Below are 19203 nucleotides of genomic sequence, written 5' to 3'. Positions count from 1 at the left end.
TTGTCCAACCATCGCCTTACCGGCCGGCAGATATGGGCTGGATCGGTGCGAACACAACTTGAAGCCTCGAAAGGACCGAGTCTCCAAGCTTGGTTTTCTACTAAGCCAGCAGGGAACCCACCTGCCGACTAAGTAGAACGACGCGCCTGAGCCCATATCTGCCGACCTCTCGGCTGACGTAGTTGGTCTGAGGCAATATGGATCATGCCGTTTGAAGCGCTATTGAATTATGCTTAAACTTTAGCAACCACTTGAGATTCAGTGATTGGAATTGACGTGCACAATCAGAGCCGGAGGCGGCCAGGGATGCAGGCGAGCTGGAAGCCCGTCCTTTGGCTGGAAACGTTTCCCACAGCAAGCGGAATTCCTGGCAGCCGGAGTGCGGCTGTTTTCACTAATTTAGCCGTGCTAATTCTTACTGTCGCAAGAGTAACATGAACATTTTAACGTTCAATTTTCAGCTATCGGTCGGCAAATCGAAGAATTCACTAAATCACCTAATTACCATAGCTAACTGCCATCGATACTTCAAAAGGCCTCACCAGCACTTTCAACTGGTACGGCCTTTTAGATGATACAACTAGCCACAGACATAGGCTAGGAACAACCTTGAGGGCTTACTTTTTAAGGCTTCAAGTCGCCCTCACGAAGGGCCTACAGGCTAAAACTGTCGTTGTCGATGATGCCTTCACGGAGGCCTAGAAAAACAGTTAGAATCAGCAAATCAGCGGACCCGCCGAGGCTCAAATTGTCGCGCTCGAACACCTGGTTCAGCGCCACCAATTTTGCCCAGCCAGCCGTGGTCTTACTCCCGCCAAGCGCAAGGTAATCTTGTGCCTGCTGGTGAGCCCATGGCACGATGTCCGCACTACCAGCCCGTTTAACCAGGTTAGTGTCCGTTGAGTTAGCTACAATGGTCAGTAGTGTGTCTAACAGCCGTTGATTGAGCGTTCCCGTGCTCCGACGTAACGCCGGTAGCGCCATGTCGAAGACGGTGGGGTACCCGGCCTCAGCCTCCCCGCGAATGCCGGTAATGCCATCACGCAAGTACAGTTTTTCTCCAGCAGTCAGTTGGTCGGCAGACTTATCGGTAAGCCCATCAAAGTCGTGCGCAGTCAGTCCATACAGCATCGCCTTGACCGTTGCCCGCAGTTCCAAATCTGCCTGCGCCGCGTACGCGCTGGCCGTAACTAGAATACCTAGCGAGAAAATGGCGCCCTTATGCGTGTTCACTGTATTCGTTGCCGTGCGCATCGCACGTTCAGCATCTACCCCGAGGGGCCGAATCTGACTAAATAAGTCGGTCAGGTCGCTACCAGCAAACGCCGTTCCCGCCGCAACACACTGCATGAAGTACGGTTGGAGGCTCAACGCGCTGTCGATGAAGGTAAACACCGTCATATCCGGGTGCGGACCCTGAGACGCGGGATCCACTAGGCCTGGTTTAGGCGTGACCGACACCTCATAGAGCAGTGCCCGCAACGCATCTGTCGCTAACGTTTCAGTTGGTTTAGTGGTCGTCACGAGTCATGCCCTCCTCTGGGTCAAACGTCTTATGATACATATCATCAATATAGGCTTGCAGGTCGGCAACACTGTGGCGGCGAGACCGCGCACATTCCTTAGCCGGCCGATTGCAAATGAAGCATCGGCGCGCTTCCGCACCCAGTTCAGTCCGTGACCAAGAGTGGCCGGTGCCGTCCAACACATCAACATCAAAGATTCGGCCCAGTTCTGTCGTATCCTCGAACGTTGCCGCTACCTTTTTTACCACCGCTGCAGCCGTGATCGTCCGTAAGAACAATTCGTTACCGGCAACGGTTCCCCAACCAGCTAGCTGTTCCACGACAATTCCGTTAGCCGTTAAAGCTGCCTGAAACTCCTGTACGCCGCGATTGAAGAGCTGTGTGATGGCCGCATTATTTTTAATTGGTCCAGGAATATTTAGCTTGATTGCTAGTAGTGTCTGGTTAGGGTCGGACCGCAGTGCTTCTCGCTGAAAGGCCACCCGCCGATCCTTGTTTGCCAGTACCCCCGCAATATCTATTGGCATTCCCGTTTCAAAAATAGATGTCGTCATCACAAATTCCTCCTCGTTATTCTTAGCAACTAAAGGTTAAAAGCTCTAAAACACCTAGTGTGACCACTGTAACCGCAATACTGCGGCTAAAATTGGGCAACGTTGTCAAACCATCGCCTTACCGGCCGGCAGATATGGGCTGGATCGGTGCGAACACAACTTGAAGCCTCGAAAATGCCGAGTCTCCAAGCTTGGTTTTCTACTAAGCCAGCGGGAAAACCACCCCCTGACTAAGTAGAACGACGCGCCTGAGCCCATATCTGCCGACCTCTCGGCTTACGTAGGCGGTCTAAGGCAACATCGATCATGTCTTATAGAAACGTTATTGATTCACGCTAAATGCAGCACTCGGTTGGCACTTAACGTTCGAAATTGACGGGTGCAATCTGAGCTGGAGGCGGCCAGGGATGCAGCTAGCCGTGTCGACGATGTTAGGCGGGGTTCCCGACTTACATCGTGGGATGCCCTGAAAAACAGCCGAACTTGGCGGCTTTCAGGCGAGCCAGAAGCCCGTCCTTTGGCTGGAGGCGTTCCCCACAGCCGGAGTGCGACCATTTCAACTAGTTTAACGGTGATAATGCTTACTGTCACGAGAGTAACACGAACATTTTAACGTTCAACCTTCAGTTAATAACAATAGCCATTGTAGCTAGCCAAGTCGCCAGCCGCAATGGCTATTCTCATTTATTTACGATACACAGTTATAGTATGGCTCTTTTCACCTTACCAGCCGGTAGATATAGGCTGGAGCGGTGCGACCATTCAAAACTGATCTTAGTCCTTAACTTCCTTAACTGTGTCGATCACAGTGCCATCGCGGTATTCGATCAAGGCAACGGTGCGGTCAGTGAATTCCAATGGCTTTGGCGTACCAACACGCTTTTCGGCCATCTTCTGGAGGTCTTCGATCTTGTAGACTGGCAGACCAGGAATGTTACTCAAGACGGCGATCAAGTCGGTCCGCTTCGGGTTGATTGCAATCCCAAATTCAGTAACCAACACATCGACGGAATCCCCAGGGGTGACAACGGTCGTCACATCTGGCACAACGGTGGCGATCCGGCCCCGAACTAACGGTGCGGAAATGATGGTTAATTTCCCAGTAGCAGCATCCTGGTGACCTCCAATGGCCCCCCGAATGACGCCATCAGAACCCGTCATGACGTTGACATTAAACTTGGTGTCGATTTCTAGGGCACTCAGAATAACGACGTCCAACTGGTCGACCATGGCCCCCTTGTTGTCGGGATCGGCGTACCAAGACGCATCGATCTCTTGTTGGTTACCATTAGTGTGCATAGAATCTGCGGCACCCTTGTCGAAGTCTTGAACGTCCATCACCTTTTTGACCAGCCCTTCATTTAGCAGGTCGGTCGTTGGCTTTGTGATGCCACCTAAGGCAAACGACGCGGTGATCTGATTGTCGATCATGGATTGACGCAGGTAACGGGTAACGGCCAATGCAGCACCACCGGAACCCGTTTGGAATGAGAAGCCATCCTTGAAGTACGGGGAGTGGGTGATGACATCGTTCACCATGGAGGCGATCTTCAATTCCTTCGGGTCCTTGGTGAAACGCGTCGCGCCGGAACCAATCTTGTCGGGGTCCCCAACCTTGTCGACCTTGACCACATAGTCCACTTGCGTTTGCTTAATGGAAGCTGGCGTATTCGGGTAATCGACGATGTTGTCGGTCAGTAAGACAACTTGATCAGCGTATTGGGCGTCCATCAACGCGTACCCCAGCGAACCGAAGACTGCGTTACCTTCCATCCCGTTGGCGTTCCCTAACCGATCAGCACTTGGTACCCCTAAGAAGGCCACGTCGATCTTAATGTCACCGTGTTCGATGGCCCGTGCCCGGTTTCCGTGTGAACGGAAGATAACCGGATTCTTTAAGCCACCGTGAGAAACAAAGTCCCCGAGGGAACCCCGCATCCCAGAACTGGTAATGTTGGTAATGGTCCCGGCCTTGATAGCTTCGATGACCATATCGTTCATCACACCGGTCAATGAAGATGGGGCTAACGTTAAGTTCTTGATGCCAGCATCGATGATGACCCGCATCACTTGATTGAAGACGAAGTCCCCGTTCCGGAAGTGATGGTGAAAGGAAATAGTCATACCGTCTTTAACGGTGTCAGCAACGACTTGCTTGATGGAGTCGACAATCTTATCATCTCCGGTCGAAACGTGAACCTTAGGTGCTACCCGTTGGATTTCAGGATGACCAATTTCGGTCGTTTCAAATGGCTTGTAATCAAGCTTTTGCATTAAATCATCTGGTAATTCGCGATTTACTTTACTTTTCAAGATAATTACCCTCCTCATCAACTAAGTTGGACGCTTTAGCTAACTTCATGACCCGTTGTGCGCGGAGTACGACTGGTCGGTCGACCATTTGGCCGTTCATGGAGATCACACCGGAACCCTTTAACTTAGCTTCCTGAATGGCGTTGATCACGTTTCGTGCGTTCTTGATTTCAGCCTCTGTTGGTTCGTAGACCTTGTTGACCATTGGGATCTGCCGTGGATTGACTAAGGACTTGCCATCGAAACCAAGTTGGTGAATGTATTCCGTTTCGCGGTAGAAGCCTTCCGTGTCATCCATGTTGGTGAAGACCGTGTCAAAAGCGGCCACACCAGCGGCCCGGGCGGCGTGGAGCACCATGTTCCGAGCAAATTCAAGTTCGCGGCCATCTGGGTAACGGTGGGTCTTCATGTCCGTCGTGTAGTCTTCAGCGGATAAGGCGATCCCAATCATCCGGTCGGAAGCAGCGGCAATGTCGGCGGCTCGTAAGACACCCTTAGCGCTTTCGATGGCGGCCATCAGGTGGGTTGAACCGGCTTCACGGCCAAACTCTTTTTCAGCGGCGGCAATGTCGGCATCCAGTTTTTGAACCATTTCTGGTGATTCTGCCTTAGGCAAACGAATAACATCGATACCAGCCTTAACCATGGCCTTCACGTCATTATCGTAAAATGGCGTGTCCTGACCGTTGACCCGCACGACCATTTCAGCGGTGCCGTAGTCTTGCGTCTGTAAGGCTTCATAGACCAATAAACGTGCGGCGTCCTTTTCGGGTAAGGAAACTGAATCTTCCAAGTCAAACATGATGGAGTCGGCGCCATAAATGCCGGCGTCTTTGACCATTGCCGGGTTGTTCCCAGGAACGAACATCATTGTCCGGCGTAAACGTTCTTCATTCTCAGCCATTAGAGCACCTCCCATGCTGGTGTAGCGGTCGTTTCAGCTGCGCGTTGCACAGCAGCGATGGTTCGTGCCTTAATGACACAGTCCAAAGCACCCTTGTCAACCGCCTTGACCTTAGCGGAAGTGACACCCATCTCATTTAACGTGGTCGTAATAACGGCCTCGATTTGATCGCCAAAAACCTTTTTAACGTCTGATTGTAAGTCGATTGCAATACCACTGTCGGCCTGCGAAATCATTAACTGAATGTCGGACGATTCCAATGTTCCGGCAATCGCAGTCTTTTTAATTTCCATTAATGTTCATTCCTTCCTGAATTCTAGCCTGTAACGTCGTTAAGTTTTGCTGCATAAATTGATAAGTGGTGGTGGGGACCCAGTTGCGAACAGTTGCTAGCGCATTGTCTGCTAGCGCACGTCGAACCTGAGTGGCGGTAATCACGTTATCGCCGCTGGTCTGCCGATCAATGACTTTGACGGTCACTGTCGGTGGGAGCTCCGTTTGTAAAACTTGGTTGTAGATACCCGTGGTCCGCGAGAATGGCTCGCTGCCCAAGTAGCGCGTGGTGATGTGTAGGGCAGACGCAATCTGGTCGCGGAACAATCGGGCATCCAATGTAGTCTGGTAACGTATCGCATCATCTTGCGTTGGCAAGAAGTATGCGGGAAACGTCACGTAGCTGACCATGTATTGGTCACCACTGACCACGACCACATTGGTGAGGTCCGCCGTGCCGGCTTTGACTAACGCCAAGCGCTCCGTCGTGGTAAACAACGACACATCATCGTTGACCACGAAGACGTAGACCAGGTCATTTTCACGGGCGGCGCGTTCAACCAAGTAACGGTGACCACGAGTGAACGGATTAGCGTTCATCACGATAGCCCCCACCTTGCTGGCCGTGGCCAAATTCTGTTTGGCCGCAGCTTGCGCCACGCGGTGAACGTAATCGGTAACACCAGTGTCTCCCGTTTCAAGGATGACGCCCAGGTCGGTACGGGCCAGTTCGTGAAAACCGACGTGCTGAAAACTAGTCGTGTACTTGACCTTGGTGAACACGAAGAGGTGAAAGACGCCCCGTTGTGCCAACAGGTTCATCAGCGCCGACACGATTGAATTGAAGTGACTACCCTGCGTGGAAAACTTGTTGCACACGCCAATGTACTTCAAGACATTGCCGGCCACAGAACCGGTTGCAACTAAGTTTCCGCGTTCATTGTACATGCCCAAGGTCGTGTCGATCTGTTGGCGTTCGTTGGCTTGAAAATTGGTAACGCCTAGCGACTCAAGAAATTCTTGCCACTCCTTAAAGACGGCTGGGTCATTTAAGTTCAACGTTTGGACTGCCTGTTCGATGGGCGATCACCCCACTTTCTTTTTTTACTTATAATTGTCGTGATATTGAGTAGATTTTGTCGCACTATGGAGACCGCCTTCAGCCTGTGAAACGGGCCTCTGGCTAAAGCTTGTGCTGGGTGGCGACGGTGATTGAAGCGCGGTGATGACTATCTTTTATGCCATAGTCGCTCTACCCTTCGTGGTTACACGATGATTCCCACCGAGCACAACGAGAAGAACAACTCGTCATGTCTATACCAACAACCACAGTAGTCCCCGCCAAGCGAAGACGAAAATTAGAGGTTCTGGAGCACCATGATAATTGGAACGACAATGATGAAGAGAACGGACGTGGACACCACGATGTTTGTCGCAAACTTCACATCACCATGATACGTATTCGCTAAGATTGGCAGCACAGCCAGCGATGGCGTTGCCGCTTGAATGATCAGCGTTTGTTGGAATACATTACCCATGTGAACACCGACGTGCAGACCACAGAAGATGATGATGGCCATAATGATTGGCGAAACGACGAAACGTCCAAGCAAGGTGCAAATAACGTTACCGTCAAAGCGCATGTTGAGAATCCCAAAGCGTTTCAGCATAATCCCAATGTAAATCAATGATAGCGGTGTTACCAGCGCACCAATGTCCGTTAAGGCCGTGGTGGCAAAGGTCAATTTCATCAGGCCGTTTTCCCAGCCCGGAATGTAGATGAATGGCAGGGAGATAATGAACCCCCAGAGTGGCGTTGGAATCAAGTGATGCCAGTCAAAGCTGGCCTTGTTGCCGCCGTCGCGTTCAACCGTTGGGTCATCCCCAGCAATTACCCAAACGCCCAGCGTCCAAATAATAACCGTGTTGACGATGTAATACGTTAGCAGGTAAGGGACAGAGACTTGTCCAAACAGCGCCACGTTCAAGGGCATCCCAATGAACACGGTGTTGGCCCCGTTAATCGCTGTCATCATTAACCCACGACGTCCACGAGGAACCTTAACGACCCGAACGAAGGCCCAAGCAACCAGATAACCAACCAGAATGGAAATGATCGTGTAGATGACCCCAGTTGACAAGGTCGCTAATTTCGTCGGGTTGAAGAACTTCATCATTGCCATGAAAATTGAAGCTGGTAATGAAATCTTCATAATTAATTTTGACAGTGAACCGGAGAACTTTTCATCAAACCAACCTTTTTGTTGGCCGTAATACCCCACAGCAATCATCAAAACGATTGCCAGGACACTCTGAATTGACGTCAAGAAAATACTCATAAGACTAAAACTTCCTTTATCAACAAATTATTTTGCGGCAGCCATGATAGCTTTGGTAACGGTGGCAACAACACCCTCGTCGAAGACACCCGGCACGATGCGGTCGGCCGTCGGTTGGTCAACGAGACTGGCAAGCGCTTTGGCGGCAGTGGCTTCGATATCGAGATCCACGCGCTTCAATCCACTTCTAAGCAGTCCCTTAAACAATCCGGGGAAGACTAGGATATTGTTAACTTGGTTGGCATATTGACTCGAACCCGTAGCAATCACTTTGGCACCGGCATCAGCGGCAACTTGCGGATTGATTTCTGGCTTCGGGTTGGCCAAAGCGAAGATGATGGGATCAGCGGCCATGCGTTTAACTTGGTCAGCAGAGAGTACATCCGCATCAGATAAGCCAATGAAGACGTCCTGACCATCAATAACATCGTCAAGCGTATCTCCGGTCACATCCAAGCCAATTTGTTTAGCCAAACCAGTTTGGTATGCGTTATAGCCAGCTGAATCGGGCTTAACGACCCCGTCGATATCAACTAGGGTAATATTCTTCATACCAATACCGTTAAGCAACTTAGCGGTGGCAACACCGGAAGCCCCGACACCGTTCATCACGATCTTTAAATCCTGCAGTGGTTTGTTGACGACCTTGGCGGCATTGATCAGCCCGGCAAGAACGACAATGGCCGTCCCCTCTTGGTCATCATGGTAAACGGGAATGTCTAGTTGTGCGGCCAATTGTTCTTCAATTTCAAAACAACGGGGTGCGGCGATATCTTCCAAGTGGATTCCAGCAAATGAGAGGGATAAATTCTTAATGGATTTGACGAAATCGTCAACCGGCACCTGGTTTACGGCCAACGGTAAGGCGTTAACACCAGCAAGATCCTTGTATAAAAGTGCTTTGCCTTCAACCACTGGTAGTCCACCAGCAGGACCAATGTTACCCAAACCCAGAACGGCTGAACCATCGGTGACGACGGCGACTAGCTTGCCGCTCATCGTCAACTTGTCCTTCAAGTTGGGGTCATGTTCGATGGCCTTAGAAATCTGAGCCACGCCCGGCGTATAAGCCTTTCCAAGATCGGACTTGTTCTTGACATCCATTTCGGCGCCAATCTCAAGAACCCCCGTATTTTCCTCATGGAGCTCAACAATTTCATCCTTGTCCATTAAGTTCATTCCTTTCTGTTTCCAACATCTAATTTCTACGTTATAAATAACTCGTGTAACTTTTAACAAGTCCCATCTTACGCGCAGATTTTAAATATTGCAAATTTTTATTTTATTTTTTGATATATTTAAAAAGAATAGTTTTAAATGTTAAAATAGTTTGGGAGAGTTTTAAATAAAATCAACTATTTACCACTTATTTCTATCATTTAGCCACCTTTTCACCGGTTTTGACGTCAATCAGCCGGCCAGCGCCCAGGCTGTCCAGCTAAATTATGCTTGTTCGCTTGCGTCACGGCACCCGAAACACTCGCCTTAGTTCCTTTACCTCCCGAACCGGATGATGGATCACAAGGCCCACATAGAACACACACGCCAGGTTAATTGCTAAAATGGTATACTTAATTTCAGATTAGCAGTGTTGTCCAGTCATCGCCTTACCGGCCGGCAGATAAAGGTCCGGAACCGTCCAAACACCCCTGAGCTCCTATCTGGCGACCTCTCGGCTTACATCGTTCGCCGATCTGAGAAATACATGATTTTTGCGGCTTTCTGGCGAGTCGGCAGCCCGTTTCTTGCTCGGAGTTGGCGGTGTTCCCCCTGACCGCTGGAACACGACTATTTTTATGCGTTACAACTAAACCTTTAATAAAAAAATTAAACCCATAGCGGAGGATTGCAGTATGGAAAAGAACTTGACCCACGAGGAGCTGCTCGTTTTGATCGCGCAGGACTACTATTATGGTAACTTGCCCATCTCGGATATTGCCCGTAAATATAATCTGAGCCGCTACCTCATCACCAAGGCCCTTGATGAAGCACTCAAGGCCGGCATTGTTTCCATTCAGATCAATGCGCCCGTTGCACGAAACTTTCAATTGGAAACGGAATTTAAAAAGGCATTCGATATCCCGCACGTTGCCATTCTTCGCGGCGATGGGAACTCCGATACAAATGCGGGTAACATTGTTGCTTACGCCGCTGAACGTATCGAACAACTGATCATTGAGAGTCATGTGGTCGGTCTCGCCTGGGGGAGCACGGTCCATAGCATCATCGATCATTTTAAATCCGAGCTACAAGAAGACCTGACCTTTACACAGTTCGTCGGTGAGAATATGAAATACAACTCACGCGCCGGGTCCACTAGGATGGTCGAACACGCGGCCTCACGCTTCGAGGCTGACTACGTCACGTTACCCGCCCCACTGTATGTGACCAACCAAACGGTCCACGACCTCCTACCGCAAGAACCTGCTCTGCAACGAACGATGGCAATTGCCTCACGGATGGACATGCTGTTTTGCGGCATCGGGACGATTGCTTCAATCGACTCAATCGCCGTCTGGAAAAAGGCCAAGGCCCAGATTTTCCCTGGCGTCGATACCAGTCAGATTGCCGGCATGCTGTTCGGTCGTCCCTACGACATTCAGGGAAACTTTCTGATCCCGGAAAAGGATACCGTCGTTGGCATCTCACTCGATGAAGTGTTAGCGACTCCCCGACGCTTTGCCGTAATCAAGAGCAAGTTTAAGACCTATGCCGCACTAGGGGCATTACGGGGGAAATTGTTGACAGATCTCGTAATCGACGAAGGCATTGCCCAACGTATTTTAACCGCAGCTAAGGAAGTTTAAGCGCACAGGAAAAGGCATCAGATGACCGCCCACGTTGGGAGGCTCATCTGATGCCTTTTTAGGTTTTGATGTCCCTTGTTTTGATGTCCCTTGTTTTGATGTCCCTTGTTTTGATGTCCCTTGTAAAGGAGATAATCCGAGTTAAAATGAAATGCTCGAGTTCTTTACACCCACATAATCACTTAAATTGTTCGTAAAAAGTCCAACAAGATCTGATTGAATGCCGCCGGCTGTTCCGCCATGACCACGTGACCGGCATGGGGCACCACTTTTGCCATCCCATTGTGTGCCATGCCTGCGCTGACCGCCGCAAAGTCACTGTTAAAGTACGGTGACTCCTGCCCAGCCACGATTAGGAGTGGCGCACGCAAATGGAGCAACACATCTCGCCAATCCTGTGCGGCGTGATCAATCAATAAGGGGGCATTCAGCGCCGCATCATACGGGTGCGCCACCTTGGCTGCCTTGACTTGAGCGTAAACAGCATCATCGATAGGCCCCGCCGTCGATTTTCCCACCGGTGCCATCAACAAGCCCGGAAAGGTCGCCCACGTGAGGTCCTTAAACCCGTATGACCAGCCATCTTCTGCCACCATTTTAGGGCTTTGATCAACGTCGATAACGGCTCTAACTCGTTGCTCACCAAATAATGAGAGATAGGCAAAGAAGGTTGCCGCGCCCAACGAATTTCCCAATAAAATAACCTGGTCCAAGTCAAGATGCGTCATTAGCTCCGCAACATCCATGGCATGGCGCGTAATTCTACGACCATAGATTGTATGCGCCGAGGCCCCCTGATTCCGGGCGTCAATGTTGATAACCCGATAGCCTGCCGCAACTAGGTGCGGTACCTGGGCCGCCCAGATGACGCGACTGCCGCCAATTCCGGTCAGAATGACAATGGGCACACCCGTCCCCTCGTCGTCATAGCTGATGGTCACACCATCATTTGTTTTAAACTGCATGCGTCGACTTCCCTTTTCAAATTGTCATTTAGTTTACGGCTAACTGCCATAGGGGTCAAGCCGATGGTGCACGTCACAAGTCGGTCTAGGTAAAACCATTTAATGTTCGTTAATTGCTACTGCTACTACTTTGACCGGGTGCCCCACTTGGTTTCCCAGATGGGCGACCACTCATGCCCGCTGGTGCCTTCTTCATCTGGGTAGTCTGTGCCGACTTGGCCTGTTGTTGTCCAAGCATATAGCCCGTCCCACCACCACCGGCGAAGAGAATAATCCCTGCAGCTAGGACACCTAGCCACCTCTTAGAACCTTGTTTAACTGATTTCATCGTTTAGTCATCCTTTCCATTAATGAATGGCTCATTAACCTGTTAACCAGTATATGAAAGTTTTCTTAACCGCAGCTAAAGTCGTTCACCTGCTCCCTTGCATTCACGTTGTAAATTCGATAATATAAGAACTATCGAACGTATTTATTTTATAATGTTCGTAATAAGAGGAGAGATTACAGCCATGCGAAATGTCTATTTTAACCACGACGGCAGCGTCGACGATTTAGTTTCTTTACTGTTATTACTACAAATGCCAGATGTCACCCTAACTGGGGTCGGCGTAGTCGGTGCTGATTCCTACTTAGAACCGGCACTGGCTGCTAGCCGGAAAATCATCGATCGGTTCGGTCATGGCGTTCAACTGAACGTTGCGGCTTCCAACTCACGCGGTGTGCATCCGTTCCCTAAAGAATGGCGGTTAGACGCCTTTAGTCTCGATGCTCTTCCCATTTTAAATGAAGCTGGCACTATTAACACACCAATCGCTTCCAAACCCGCCCACCTCGACTTGATCGACAAGCTTCAAGAAACCGAGGGCAAGACCACGCTGGTCATGACGGGGCCCCTAACGGACTTAGCCCGAGCATTGACAGTCGATCCGACCATCACGGCTAAAATTGACAAGCTCTACTGGATGGGCGGCACTTTCGACGGCCGTGGCAACGTTGCCGAACCCGAACAGGATGGCACGACTGAGTGGAACGCCTTCTGGGACCCGCAAGCCGTTAAAACGGTCTGGGACAGCGCCATCGCCATTCAAATGGTCGGTCTGGAAAGTACCCGTCAAGTGCCCTTAACGCCTGCCATTCGTCAACATTGGGCCCTGCAACGCCAACATCCTGCTATCGACTTCATCGGTCAAGGGTATGCGTTGGTCCCTGCATTACAACATTTTGAAACCAACTCGACCTACTTCCTGTGGGACGTACTGGCAACGGTTGCTAGCGAATCGCCGGCCGTGGTCACTACCAAGGAAGTCACCAGCGACGTCTTAACTACTGGTCCCGGTCGTGGCCGCACCTTTGAGATTCCGGACGGTCGTCCCGTGACACTGGTCACCACGGTCGACCACGACGCCTTTTTCAAACGCATCGACGAACTCGCTATCTTAGCTGACTGAGCGTGGGACGACCTGGGAGACGCCTGATCTTGGCGGCTTTCAGGCGAGCTGGAAGCCCGTCCTTTGGCTGGAAGCGTTCCCCACAGCAAGCGGAATCCCTGACGGCCGGAGTGCGGCTGTTTTCACTAATTTAGGCGTGATAATTCTTGTTGTCGCAAGAGTAACGCAAACATTTCGGCTTTCAACCTTTAGTTATCCGCTTTAAGCGAAGTCAACTGTCTTTTGTCCCCCGCTTCAGCAATGTAAACTCAGAAAAAAATACCAAAGGAGTCTGGGGGGGTCCCAGGCTCTTTCTTTACCCTGAGGGACGCACGATCTTCGCGGCATTCAAGCGAGTCAAAAGCCCGGACTTTACCACGAACCAGCCAGCGTACGACCATTTCCATTAATTTAGCGTGATCACCCTTATTGACGCAAACATAAGCATCTTAGCTTTCGGCCTCTAGATAACATCATGTTATGATAGAATTATCAGCTTAACCGTGCCAAAGATAATATCTTTAAGCCCCATTAATTAAGTGATCCCATACCATATAATCAAGGAGGTCTCATCCATGGCAGCTATCACCTTTGCCATCACCATTGGTATCATTTTATCCTTACAGACCGCCGTAAATTCCAGATTGCGGGGGTTCATTGGCTCTCCCTATCAGGCATCATTTGTTTCGTTCACCGTGGGAACCCTCTTTTTAGCGGTCATTCTTTTACTTAACCGGCAACCACTAGGTATTTCCCAGCACCTGCTGACCACACAACCGTGGTGGATTTGGATTGGGGGCCTGCTGGGGGTTATCTTTTTAACCACTAACATCTTGCTATTTCCCCATATTGGCGGGATTCAAACGGCCATCATGCCTATCTTAGGGCAAGTCATCATGGGCGTCATCATCGATAATTTCGGTTGGTTTCACTCGCCGCAACAGTCGCTGACCCTCATCCGGTTGCTGGGCTTACTGGTCGCCTTGATCGGTATCATTGTGACCGTCGCCCTGCCCGAAATCATTCAAGCCCACGTGGCACCCGCCAGCAATCCAAATCCAGCTCACGGTAACCCCTGGCCCTGGCGATTGCTGGGAATCGTAACCGGTGCGTTAGGTGCGACCCAAACTACCATTAACGGTCGACTGGGACTCGCGTTAAATTCCGCGCTACACGCTGCCTTCATTTCATTTTTGATTGGGACGCTCTGCCTGTTCCTAATTGTGCTCCTCGTGCATCACAATTTCCGGGCCATTCGTCAGGCTACTGGTCACGGCAAACCGTGGTGGATCTGGATCGGTGGTGCCATGGGTGGTATTTTCGTGCTAGGTAACGCTTATCTCGCCCCGATTCTAGGAACCGGCCAGACTGTGGTCTTCGCCCTGTTGGGTCAAATTGCTGGCGGTCTCCTAGTCGACCAATTTGGTCTGCTAGGTGCTCACCATAAACCCATTGTGCCGGTTCAGTTTCTGGGACTGTTTCTCTTGATTGGCGGCGTCATCTTGATTCGCTTATTCTAACTAAAAAAGACAATCCCCAAACCAATTTCTTGGCTGGCGGATTGTCTTTTCATTTCACTTGAATTTAAAGTTCCTTCCAGTCCTGCCACAGCGCCTCGACCGCCGCCAGTGACTCGGTATCACCAGTCGCCTTCTCGCGCGCGAGCTCGGCTTGCAACTGTTCCTTGCTGAGCTCAAGGTCAAACGGTAAGTCGTGATCGGTCACCGACTGCTGAATAAATAAGTGGATCGCCGTGGTCAGACTCATTCCGTACTGCTGGTAAACCTCGGTCACAGCCCGCTTGAGATCCGCGTCAATGGTAATGTCTAGGTGCTCCGCTTGATTAGCTGAATCATTAATGTTTTTCATGATTAGTCTCCTTCATCAAACCCTATCCTTCACCTGCAACCCCACCATAGCATGGCCTCATAGGGCAAGACAACCCTTATCGTTTTAGGCATTCTGGCAATTAAGATGTTAAATATTTTCCCACACAAATGGCAACCAGGGCCAAATTTTAGACCCTGGCCTGCTCAAACCGAGATTTTCCAAATAAAAAAACGACATGCCTTCCCGTTCACCATAACTGGCGCCAAAGAAGCAACATCGTTTTTAACATTTTATTTATTGTTCAACGTCGTACAACGCTGCGACCTGTTCTTGTACCTCTTTATGGCCCAAGAATTCGTCGTAAGTCGTGTCGGCCCGGTCAACGATGCCCTTAGGCGTCACTTCGATGATCCGGTTGGCAATCGTCTGAATGAACTCATGGTCATGCGAGGTGAAGAGAATACTGCCAGTAAACCCAACAAGACTATCGTTTAACGCTGTGATGGATTCCAAGTCCAAGTGGTTAGTTGGATCGTCCAGCAACAGCACGTTAGCCTTACTCAACATCATCTTGGATAGCATGGCACGGACCTTTTCGCCCCCGGACATCACGTCGACTTCCCGGTTCACGTCGTCACCAGAGAAGAGCATCTTCCCTAAGAAGCCCCGCAGGAAGGTGTTGTCGCTTTCTTCCTTGGATGCAAATTGACGTAACCAGTCGATCACCGTCATCTGGTTTTCAGCAAAGTAGTCGTTGACGTTCTTTGGCAGGTAGGTCGTGCTGGTCGTTTGACCCCAGACGACATGACCACTATCTGGTTCGAGTTCACCGGAAATGACCCGCATCAAAGTCGTGGTCGTCACGTCGTTACGGCTGATGAAGGCAACCTTTTCGCCTGGTCGCAACGTCATGCTGACGTCGTCTAAGATCGTCACGCCATCGATGGCCTTGGAGACGTGCTCTAAGCGCACCAAATCGTTCCCCAATTCGCGTTCTGGGTTGAATTTGATGAAGGGATACTTCCGCGAAGACGGCTTGATATCGTCCAGTGTGATCTTTTCCAATTGCTTCTTCCGCGACGTAGCCTGTTTAGACTTCGACGCGTTGGCACTGAATCGCGCCACGAACTCTTGGAGTTGTTTGATCTGGTCGGCCTTTTTTGCATTGGCGTTCGCCTTCAATTGGGCAGCCAGCTCGCTAGATTCCATCCAGAAATCGTAGTTTCCAACGAACAGCGTGATCTTACCAAAGTCGACATCGCACATATGCGTGCAGACCTGGTTCAAGAAGTGCCGGTCATGGGAAACAACGATGACGGTATTTTCGTAGTCGGCTAAGAAGTTTTCTAACCAGCTAATGGATTGAACGTCCAACCCGTTGGTCGGTTCGTCCAAAAGTAGTACGTCAGGATGGCCAAACAAGGCTTGTCCCAACAACACTTTCACCTTTTGTGGTTCGGTCAGTTCGCTCATTGGCACTTGATGGAGTGATTCGTCGATGCCTAAAGCCTGTAACATTTGGCTTGCTTCGGCTTCGGCTTCCCAACCGCCCATTTCACCAAATTCGCCTTCCAGTTCAGCGGCCCGAATCCCATCTGCGTCGCTAAAGTCGGCCTTCATGTAAATGGCATTCTTTTCGGTCATGATATCGTACAACTTCTTGTGTCCCTGGATGACCGTGTCCATGACCAAATTGTCTTCAAAAGCAAAGTGATCTTGGTTCAAACTGGACATCCGCTCGTTAGGACCCATGGAGACATTTCCGGACGTTGGCTTTAATTTGCCTTCGATGATCTTTAGGAACGTCGACTTCCCAGCGCCGTTAGCGCCAATGACCCCGTAGCAGTTTCCTGGGGTGAACTTGAGATTAACTTCGTCGTAGAGCTTCCGGTCGGAGAACTGCATACTGACATTATTGACGGTTAACATGAACGATTCCCTCCTGTTTTTCGCGTAAAAAACCAACGTGTCTGGTCACGGCAGCGTTGGCTTCTACTCATATTCGTTAGTTGACATGTTAGGGTAGTGTACCATAAAAAATCAGAACAAGCAACGTTTACGCTACGACCAGGTCTGTTGGGCCGCGTAACGTTCGCGATATGTCTTCGGTGTCATCTGAAAATGCTGTTTGAACGTCACAAAGAAGTTTTTTTCCGTACGAAAACCCGTCTGCAGCGCAATTTTTTGGATGGGATCCTGTGATGTCATCAACAGCTGCGTCGCCCGTTCGAGCCGAATCTGACCCAGATAGGCCTTGGGCGAGACCCCCATGTATTCCTTGAAGTATCGAGAAAAATACACGCTAGAATAATTTAATTCGGCCGCCATATCGGCAATAGCAACCGGTTGGCTATAGTTTTCCTGGATCATCGTGACGGCTTGCCGCAGGGAATGGGGCAATGGCAATTGATCGCTATTAACGCGACCATTGACGGTCAAATGCTTCAAAAGTTGACCAACCAGTTGATACTCTGCCCCCAAACTGGCGAGATAGTCCGCCCGCTCAGTTGGCTCAGTGACGGCGTTAGTAGCTAAGGTGTGCACAAATTGTCCTAATTCATGATAGGGATCGGTACGTAAGTCCAGGTCTAACGGTCCCCACACCGGCAACTGTTCGCTGGCTACCACATTACGCACCCAAGCGGCCGGCAAAAGCAACGTCACAATCTGATTATCTTCATCTAAAAAAGTCTCGTAACTGTGAACCACTTCCGAGTTGACCACGTACAGATGCTGCTCTTCCATTTCATAGGTCGAGCCCCCAATGTGGACGGTACCCGGACGGCCCTTAAAGGCGTACGCCAACTCAACGGCTTGATGCCAATGTGGCAGAACCATTTTGGGCCCCACCGTGCCGTGTGAGATTACACGTAGCGGTAATTCCGTCATAAAATTCAATCGTTCATGATACGGCCGTGGCATATCAGTTCCCCCTCGTAAATTTATTTCCACTAAACGGTTGTTAGCGCATACATTTTCTTTCTATATATAAATAGCCAAAAAATTGAAAGTTCTAAAGCACCTAGTATGACTGTTGTAACAGCAATATTGCGGCCAACACTTGGCAACATTGACCAATCATCGCCTTACCGGCCGGCAGATATGGGCTGGATCGGTGCGAACACAACTTGAAGCCTCGAAAATACCGAGTCTCCAAGCTTGGTTTTCTACTAAGCCAGTGGGGAAACCACCCACTAACTAAGTAGAACGACGCACCTGAACCCATACCTGCCGACCTCTCGGCTTACATAGTCATTCTAAGATAACACGGATTATGCCTTATAGAAACGTTATTGATTTACACTAAATGCAGCACTCGGTTGGCATTTAACGTTCGAAATTGACGGACACAATCTGAGCCGAAGTGCGGCCAGGGATGTAACTAGCCGTGCCGACGATGCTAGGCGGGATTTTCCAGCTTACATCGTGGGACGACCTGAAAGACGCCTGAACTTGTCGGCTTTCAGGCGAGCCGGAAGCCCGTCCGCTGGCTGCAGGCGTTCCCCACAGCCAGCAGACTCCCTGACAACCAGCGTGCGACCTTTTTAACGTTCAACCTTTAAACCGCTAATACGTTAATCCTCATTTCCAACCTGTCAGACAACTGCTCAAGTATAACGAATATCCGGCAATGACTGGCTAGTAGCATCTCATCGGCCAACCGAAAGGTAGTTAAAAAAAGTAACTTGCTTACCAAAAACAGTTACATATACATTTAAAACTCTCATGGCAGCCGTTTCGGCATCATTCACCCAGTTATTTGGCAACATCATAACCAACCAAAATGATGCCATGAATCCCCTCACCAAGCATATTTAATCCATAATCGGCGGCCGGCAGACAGCGCTTTCAGATGATCGGTCACTTTTCACCTGAACACTTACAAAAAATCAGCTAGACCAATTCATTTACTTATTTGTTAATAGCATACCACGTCTGCCACCAACATGGTTAAATTTAGTAATCCAATCATTAGATTAAGGGATTATTGAAATACATCATCCCCGATATAATGTACTTGTAACATCCGGATGGGTACAAAAGGGTTCAACCCTTAATTCGTCACTCATCAATCCACTATTGACCGTCCTCGTTGGCATACCGCAACTTGGGGAAGTTATCGGTGTGCGAACAATCTTAGGCTATCGGGGCCGTAACCCGTCACCTATCTTGATTTATTTGACCCGCAACGGTTTTAGCCGATTGGGGGATCGACTGAATGACCGATCACTTCCAACTAATCTGATTGCCGTCGTACCTGG

Annotated in this window: 16 protein-coding genes; 3 read left to right on the top strand and 13 right to left on the bottom strand. The window is 50.0% G+C overall.

Annotated features, from left to right (window positions below):
- Positions 1 to 654: 654 nt before the first annotated feature.
- From citG to EKM89_RS06200, 8 genes are all read right to left on the bottom strand, one after another.
- Entirely contained in the window at positions 655 to 1524 is an 870-nt protein-coding gene (gene citG, locus EKM89_RS06240; RefSeq protein WP_125686752.1) for a triphosphoribosyl-dephospho-CoA synthase CitG, read from the bottom strand.
- Positions 1511 to 2080, bottom strand: a complete 570-nt coding sequence (citX, locus tag EKM89_RS06235; RefSeq protein WP_125686750.1) for a citrate lyase holo-[acyl-carrier protein] synthase — start codon at positions 2078 to 2080, stop codon at positions 1511 to 1513. Before citX ends, citG begins: the two co-directional genes overlap by 14 nt.
- Positions 2081 to 2854: 774 nt before the next feature.
- Entirely contained in the window at positions 2855 to 4393 is a 1539-nt protein-coding gene (gene citF / locus EKM89_RS06225) for a citrate lyase subunit alpha (RefSeq protein ID WP_125686747.1), read from the bottom strand.
- Positions 4383 to 5297 (bottom strand): citrate (pro-3S)-lyase subunit beta, encoded by a 915-nt coding sequence (gene citE, locus EKM89_RS06220; protein WP_125686745.1) that lies wholly within the window; start codon positions 5295 to 5297, stop codon positions 4383 to 4385. Before citE ends, citF begins: the two co-directional genes overlap by 11 nt.
- On the bottom strand, positions 5297 to 5590 hold the full coding sequence (citD, locus tag EKM89_RS06215) for a citrate lyase acyl carrier protein (RefSeq protein ID WP_125686743.1): 294 nt from the start codon (positions 5588 to 5590) through the stop codon (positions 5297 to 5299). Before citD ends, citE begins: the two co-directional genes overlap by 1 nt.
- Complete coding sequence (gene citC / locus EKM89_RS06210; RefSeq protein ID WP_125686741.1) at positions 5580 to 6650, bottom strand: [citrate (pro-3S)-lyase] ligase; 1071 nt, start codon at positions 6648 to 6650, stop codon at positions 5580 to 5582. The genes citD and citC overlap by 11 nt, the downstream gene beginning before the upstream one ends.
- A 278-nt stretch (positions 6651 to 6928) precedes the next feature.
- Positions 6929 to 7909, bottom strand: coding sequence for an AEC family transporter (locus EKM89_RS06205; RefSeq protein ID WP_125686739.1), 981 nt, complete (start codon positions 7907 to 7909; stop codon positions 6929 to 6931).
- 27 nt (positions 7910 to 7936) lie between these two features.
- On the bottom strand, positions 7937 to 9079 hold the full coding sequence (locus tag EKM89_RS06200) for an NAD(P)-dependent malic enzyme (protein WP_125686785.1): 1143 nt from the start codon (positions 9077 to 9079) through the stop codon (positions 7937 to 7939).
- Between the two features lie 683 nt (positions 9080 to 9762).
- Between EKM89_RS06200 and EKM89_RS06195 the strand changes: the two genes are divergently transcribed.
- The gene (locus tag EKM89_RS06195) at positions 9763 to 10716 is read left to right on the top strand and encodes a sugar-binding transcriptional regulator (RefSeq protein WP_125686737.1); all 954 of its coding nucleotides are present in this window, start codon (positions 9763 to 9765) and stop codon (positions 10714 to 10716) included.
- Between the two features lie 182 nt (positions 10717 to 10898).
- On the opposite strand, the gene EKM89_RS06190 is transcribed toward EKM89_RS06195, so the two are convergent.
- Together EKM89_RS06190 and EKM89_RS06185 are read right to left on the bottom strand one after the other, a co-directional pair.
- On the bottom strand, positions 10899 to 11681 hold the full coding sequence (locus EKM89_RS06190; RefSeq protein ID WP_125686735.1) for an alpha/beta fold hydrolase: 783 nt from the start codon (positions 11679 to 11681) through the stop codon (positions 10899 to 10901).
- Between the two features lie 109 nt (positions 11682 to 11790).
- On the bottom strand, positions 11791 to 12009 hold the full coding sequence (locus tag EKM89_RS06185) for a hypothetical protein (RefSeq protein ID WP_125686733.1): 219 nt from the start codon (positions 12007 to 12009) through the stop codon (positions 11791 to 11793).
- A gap of 184 nt (positions 12010 to 12193) precedes the next feature.
- On the opposite strand from EKM89_RS06185, the gene EKM89_RS06180 reads away from it, so the two are divergent.
- Entirely contained in the window at positions 12194 to 13132 is a 939-nt protein-coding gene (locus EKM89_RS06180; RefSeq protein ID WP_125686731.1) for a nucleoside hydrolase, read from the top strand.
- A gap of 554 nt (positions 13133 to 13686) precedes the next feature.
- Complete coding sequence (locus EKM89_RS06175) at positions 13687 to 14631, top strand: DMT family transporter (RefSeq protein ID WP_125686729.1); 945 nt, start codon at positions 13687 to 13689, stop codon at positions 14629 to 14631.
- A gap of 64 nt (positions 14632 to 14695) precedes the next feature.
- On the opposite strand, the gene EKM89_RS06170 is transcribed toward EKM89_RS06175, so the two are convergent.
- The 3 genes from EKM89_RS06170 to EKM89_RS06160 all read right to left on the bottom strand — a co-directional run bounded on the left by EKM89_RS06170 (position 14696) and on the right by EKM89_RS06160 (position 17863).
- A complete protein-coding gene (locus EKM89_RS06170) occupies positions 14696 to 14980 on the bottom strand; it encodes a type II toxin-antitoxin system RelB/DinJ family antitoxin (RefSeq protein WP_125686727.1) in 285 nt (94 codons plus the stop codon).
- 255 nt (positions 14981 to 15235) lie between these two features.
- A complete protein-coding gene (locus EKM89_RS06165) occupies positions 15236 to 16870 on the bottom strand; it encodes an ABC-F family ATP-binding cassette domain-containing protein (RefSeq protein WP_125686725.1) in 1635 nt (544 codons plus the stop codon).
- A 132-nt stretch (positions 16871 to 17002) separates the two neighbouring features.
- A complete protein-coding gene (locus tag EKM89_RS06160; RefSeq protein ID WP_125686723.1) occupies positions 17003 to 17863 on the bottom strand; it encodes an AraC family transcriptional regulator in 861 nt (286 codons plus the stop codon).
- Between the last annotated feature and the right edge of the window lie 1340 nt (positions 17864 to 19203).

Origin of the sequence: Levilactobacillus fujinensis, from assembly GCF_003946335.1 — a bacterium.
Taxonomy (GTDB): domain Bacteria; phylum Bacillota; class Bacilli; order Lactobacillales; family Lactobacillaceae; genus Levilactobacillus; species Levilactobacillus fujinensis.
This window is presented reverse-complemented; position numbering and strand designations above follow the sequence as displayed.

Coding starts and splice junctions, on each gene's coding strand:
- citX (WP_125686750.1), bottom strand. CDS start 2,080: ATGACGACATCTATTTTTGAAACGGGAATGCCAATAGATATTGCGGGG.
- citE (WP_125686745.1), bottom strand. CDS start 5,297: ATGGCTGAGAATGAAGAACGTTTACGCCGGACAATGATGTTCGTTCCT.
- citD (WP_125686743.1), bottom strand. CDS start 5,590: ATGGAAATTAAAAAGACTGCGATTGCCGGAACATTGGAATCGTCCGAC.
- EKM89_RS06205 (WP_125686739.1), bottom strand. CDS start 7,909: ATGAGTATTTTCTTGACGTCAATTCAGAGTGTCCTGGCAATCGTTTTG.
- EKM89_RS06200 (WP_125686785.1), bottom strand. CDS start 9,079: ATGGACAAGGATGAAATTGTTGAGCTCCATGAGGAAAATACGGGGGTT.
- EKM89_RS06195 (WP_125686737.1), top strand. CDS start 9,763: ATGGAAAAGAACTTGACCCACGAGGAGCTGCTCGTTTTGATCGCGCAG.
- EKM89_RS06190 (WP_125686735.1), bottom strand. CDS start 11,681: ATGCAGTTTAAAACAAATGATGGTGTGACCATCAGCTATGACGACGAG.
- EKM89_RS06185 (WP_125686733.1), bottom strand. CDS start 12,009: ATGAAATCAGTTAAACAAGGTTCTAAGAGGTGGCTAGGTGTCCTAGCT.
- EKM89_RS06180 (WP_125686731.1), top strand. CDS start 12,194: ATGCGAAATGTCTATTTTAACCACGACGGCAGCGTCGACGATTTAGTT.
- EKM89_RS06175 (WP_125686729.1), top strand. CDS start 13,687: ATGGCAGCTATCACCTTTGCCATCACCATTGGTATCATTTTATCCTTA.
- EKM89_RS06170 (WP_125686727.1), bottom strand. CDS start 14,980: ATGAAAAACATTAATGATTCAGCTAATCAAGCGGAGCACCTAGACATT.
- EKM89_RS06165 (WP_125686725.1), bottom strand. CDS start 16,870: ATGTTAACCGTCAATAATGTCAGTATGCAGTTCTCCGACCGGAAGCTC.
- EKM89_RS06160 (WP_125686723.1), bottom strand. CDS start 17,863: ATGCCACGGCCGTATCATGAACGATTGAATTTTATGACGGAATTACCG.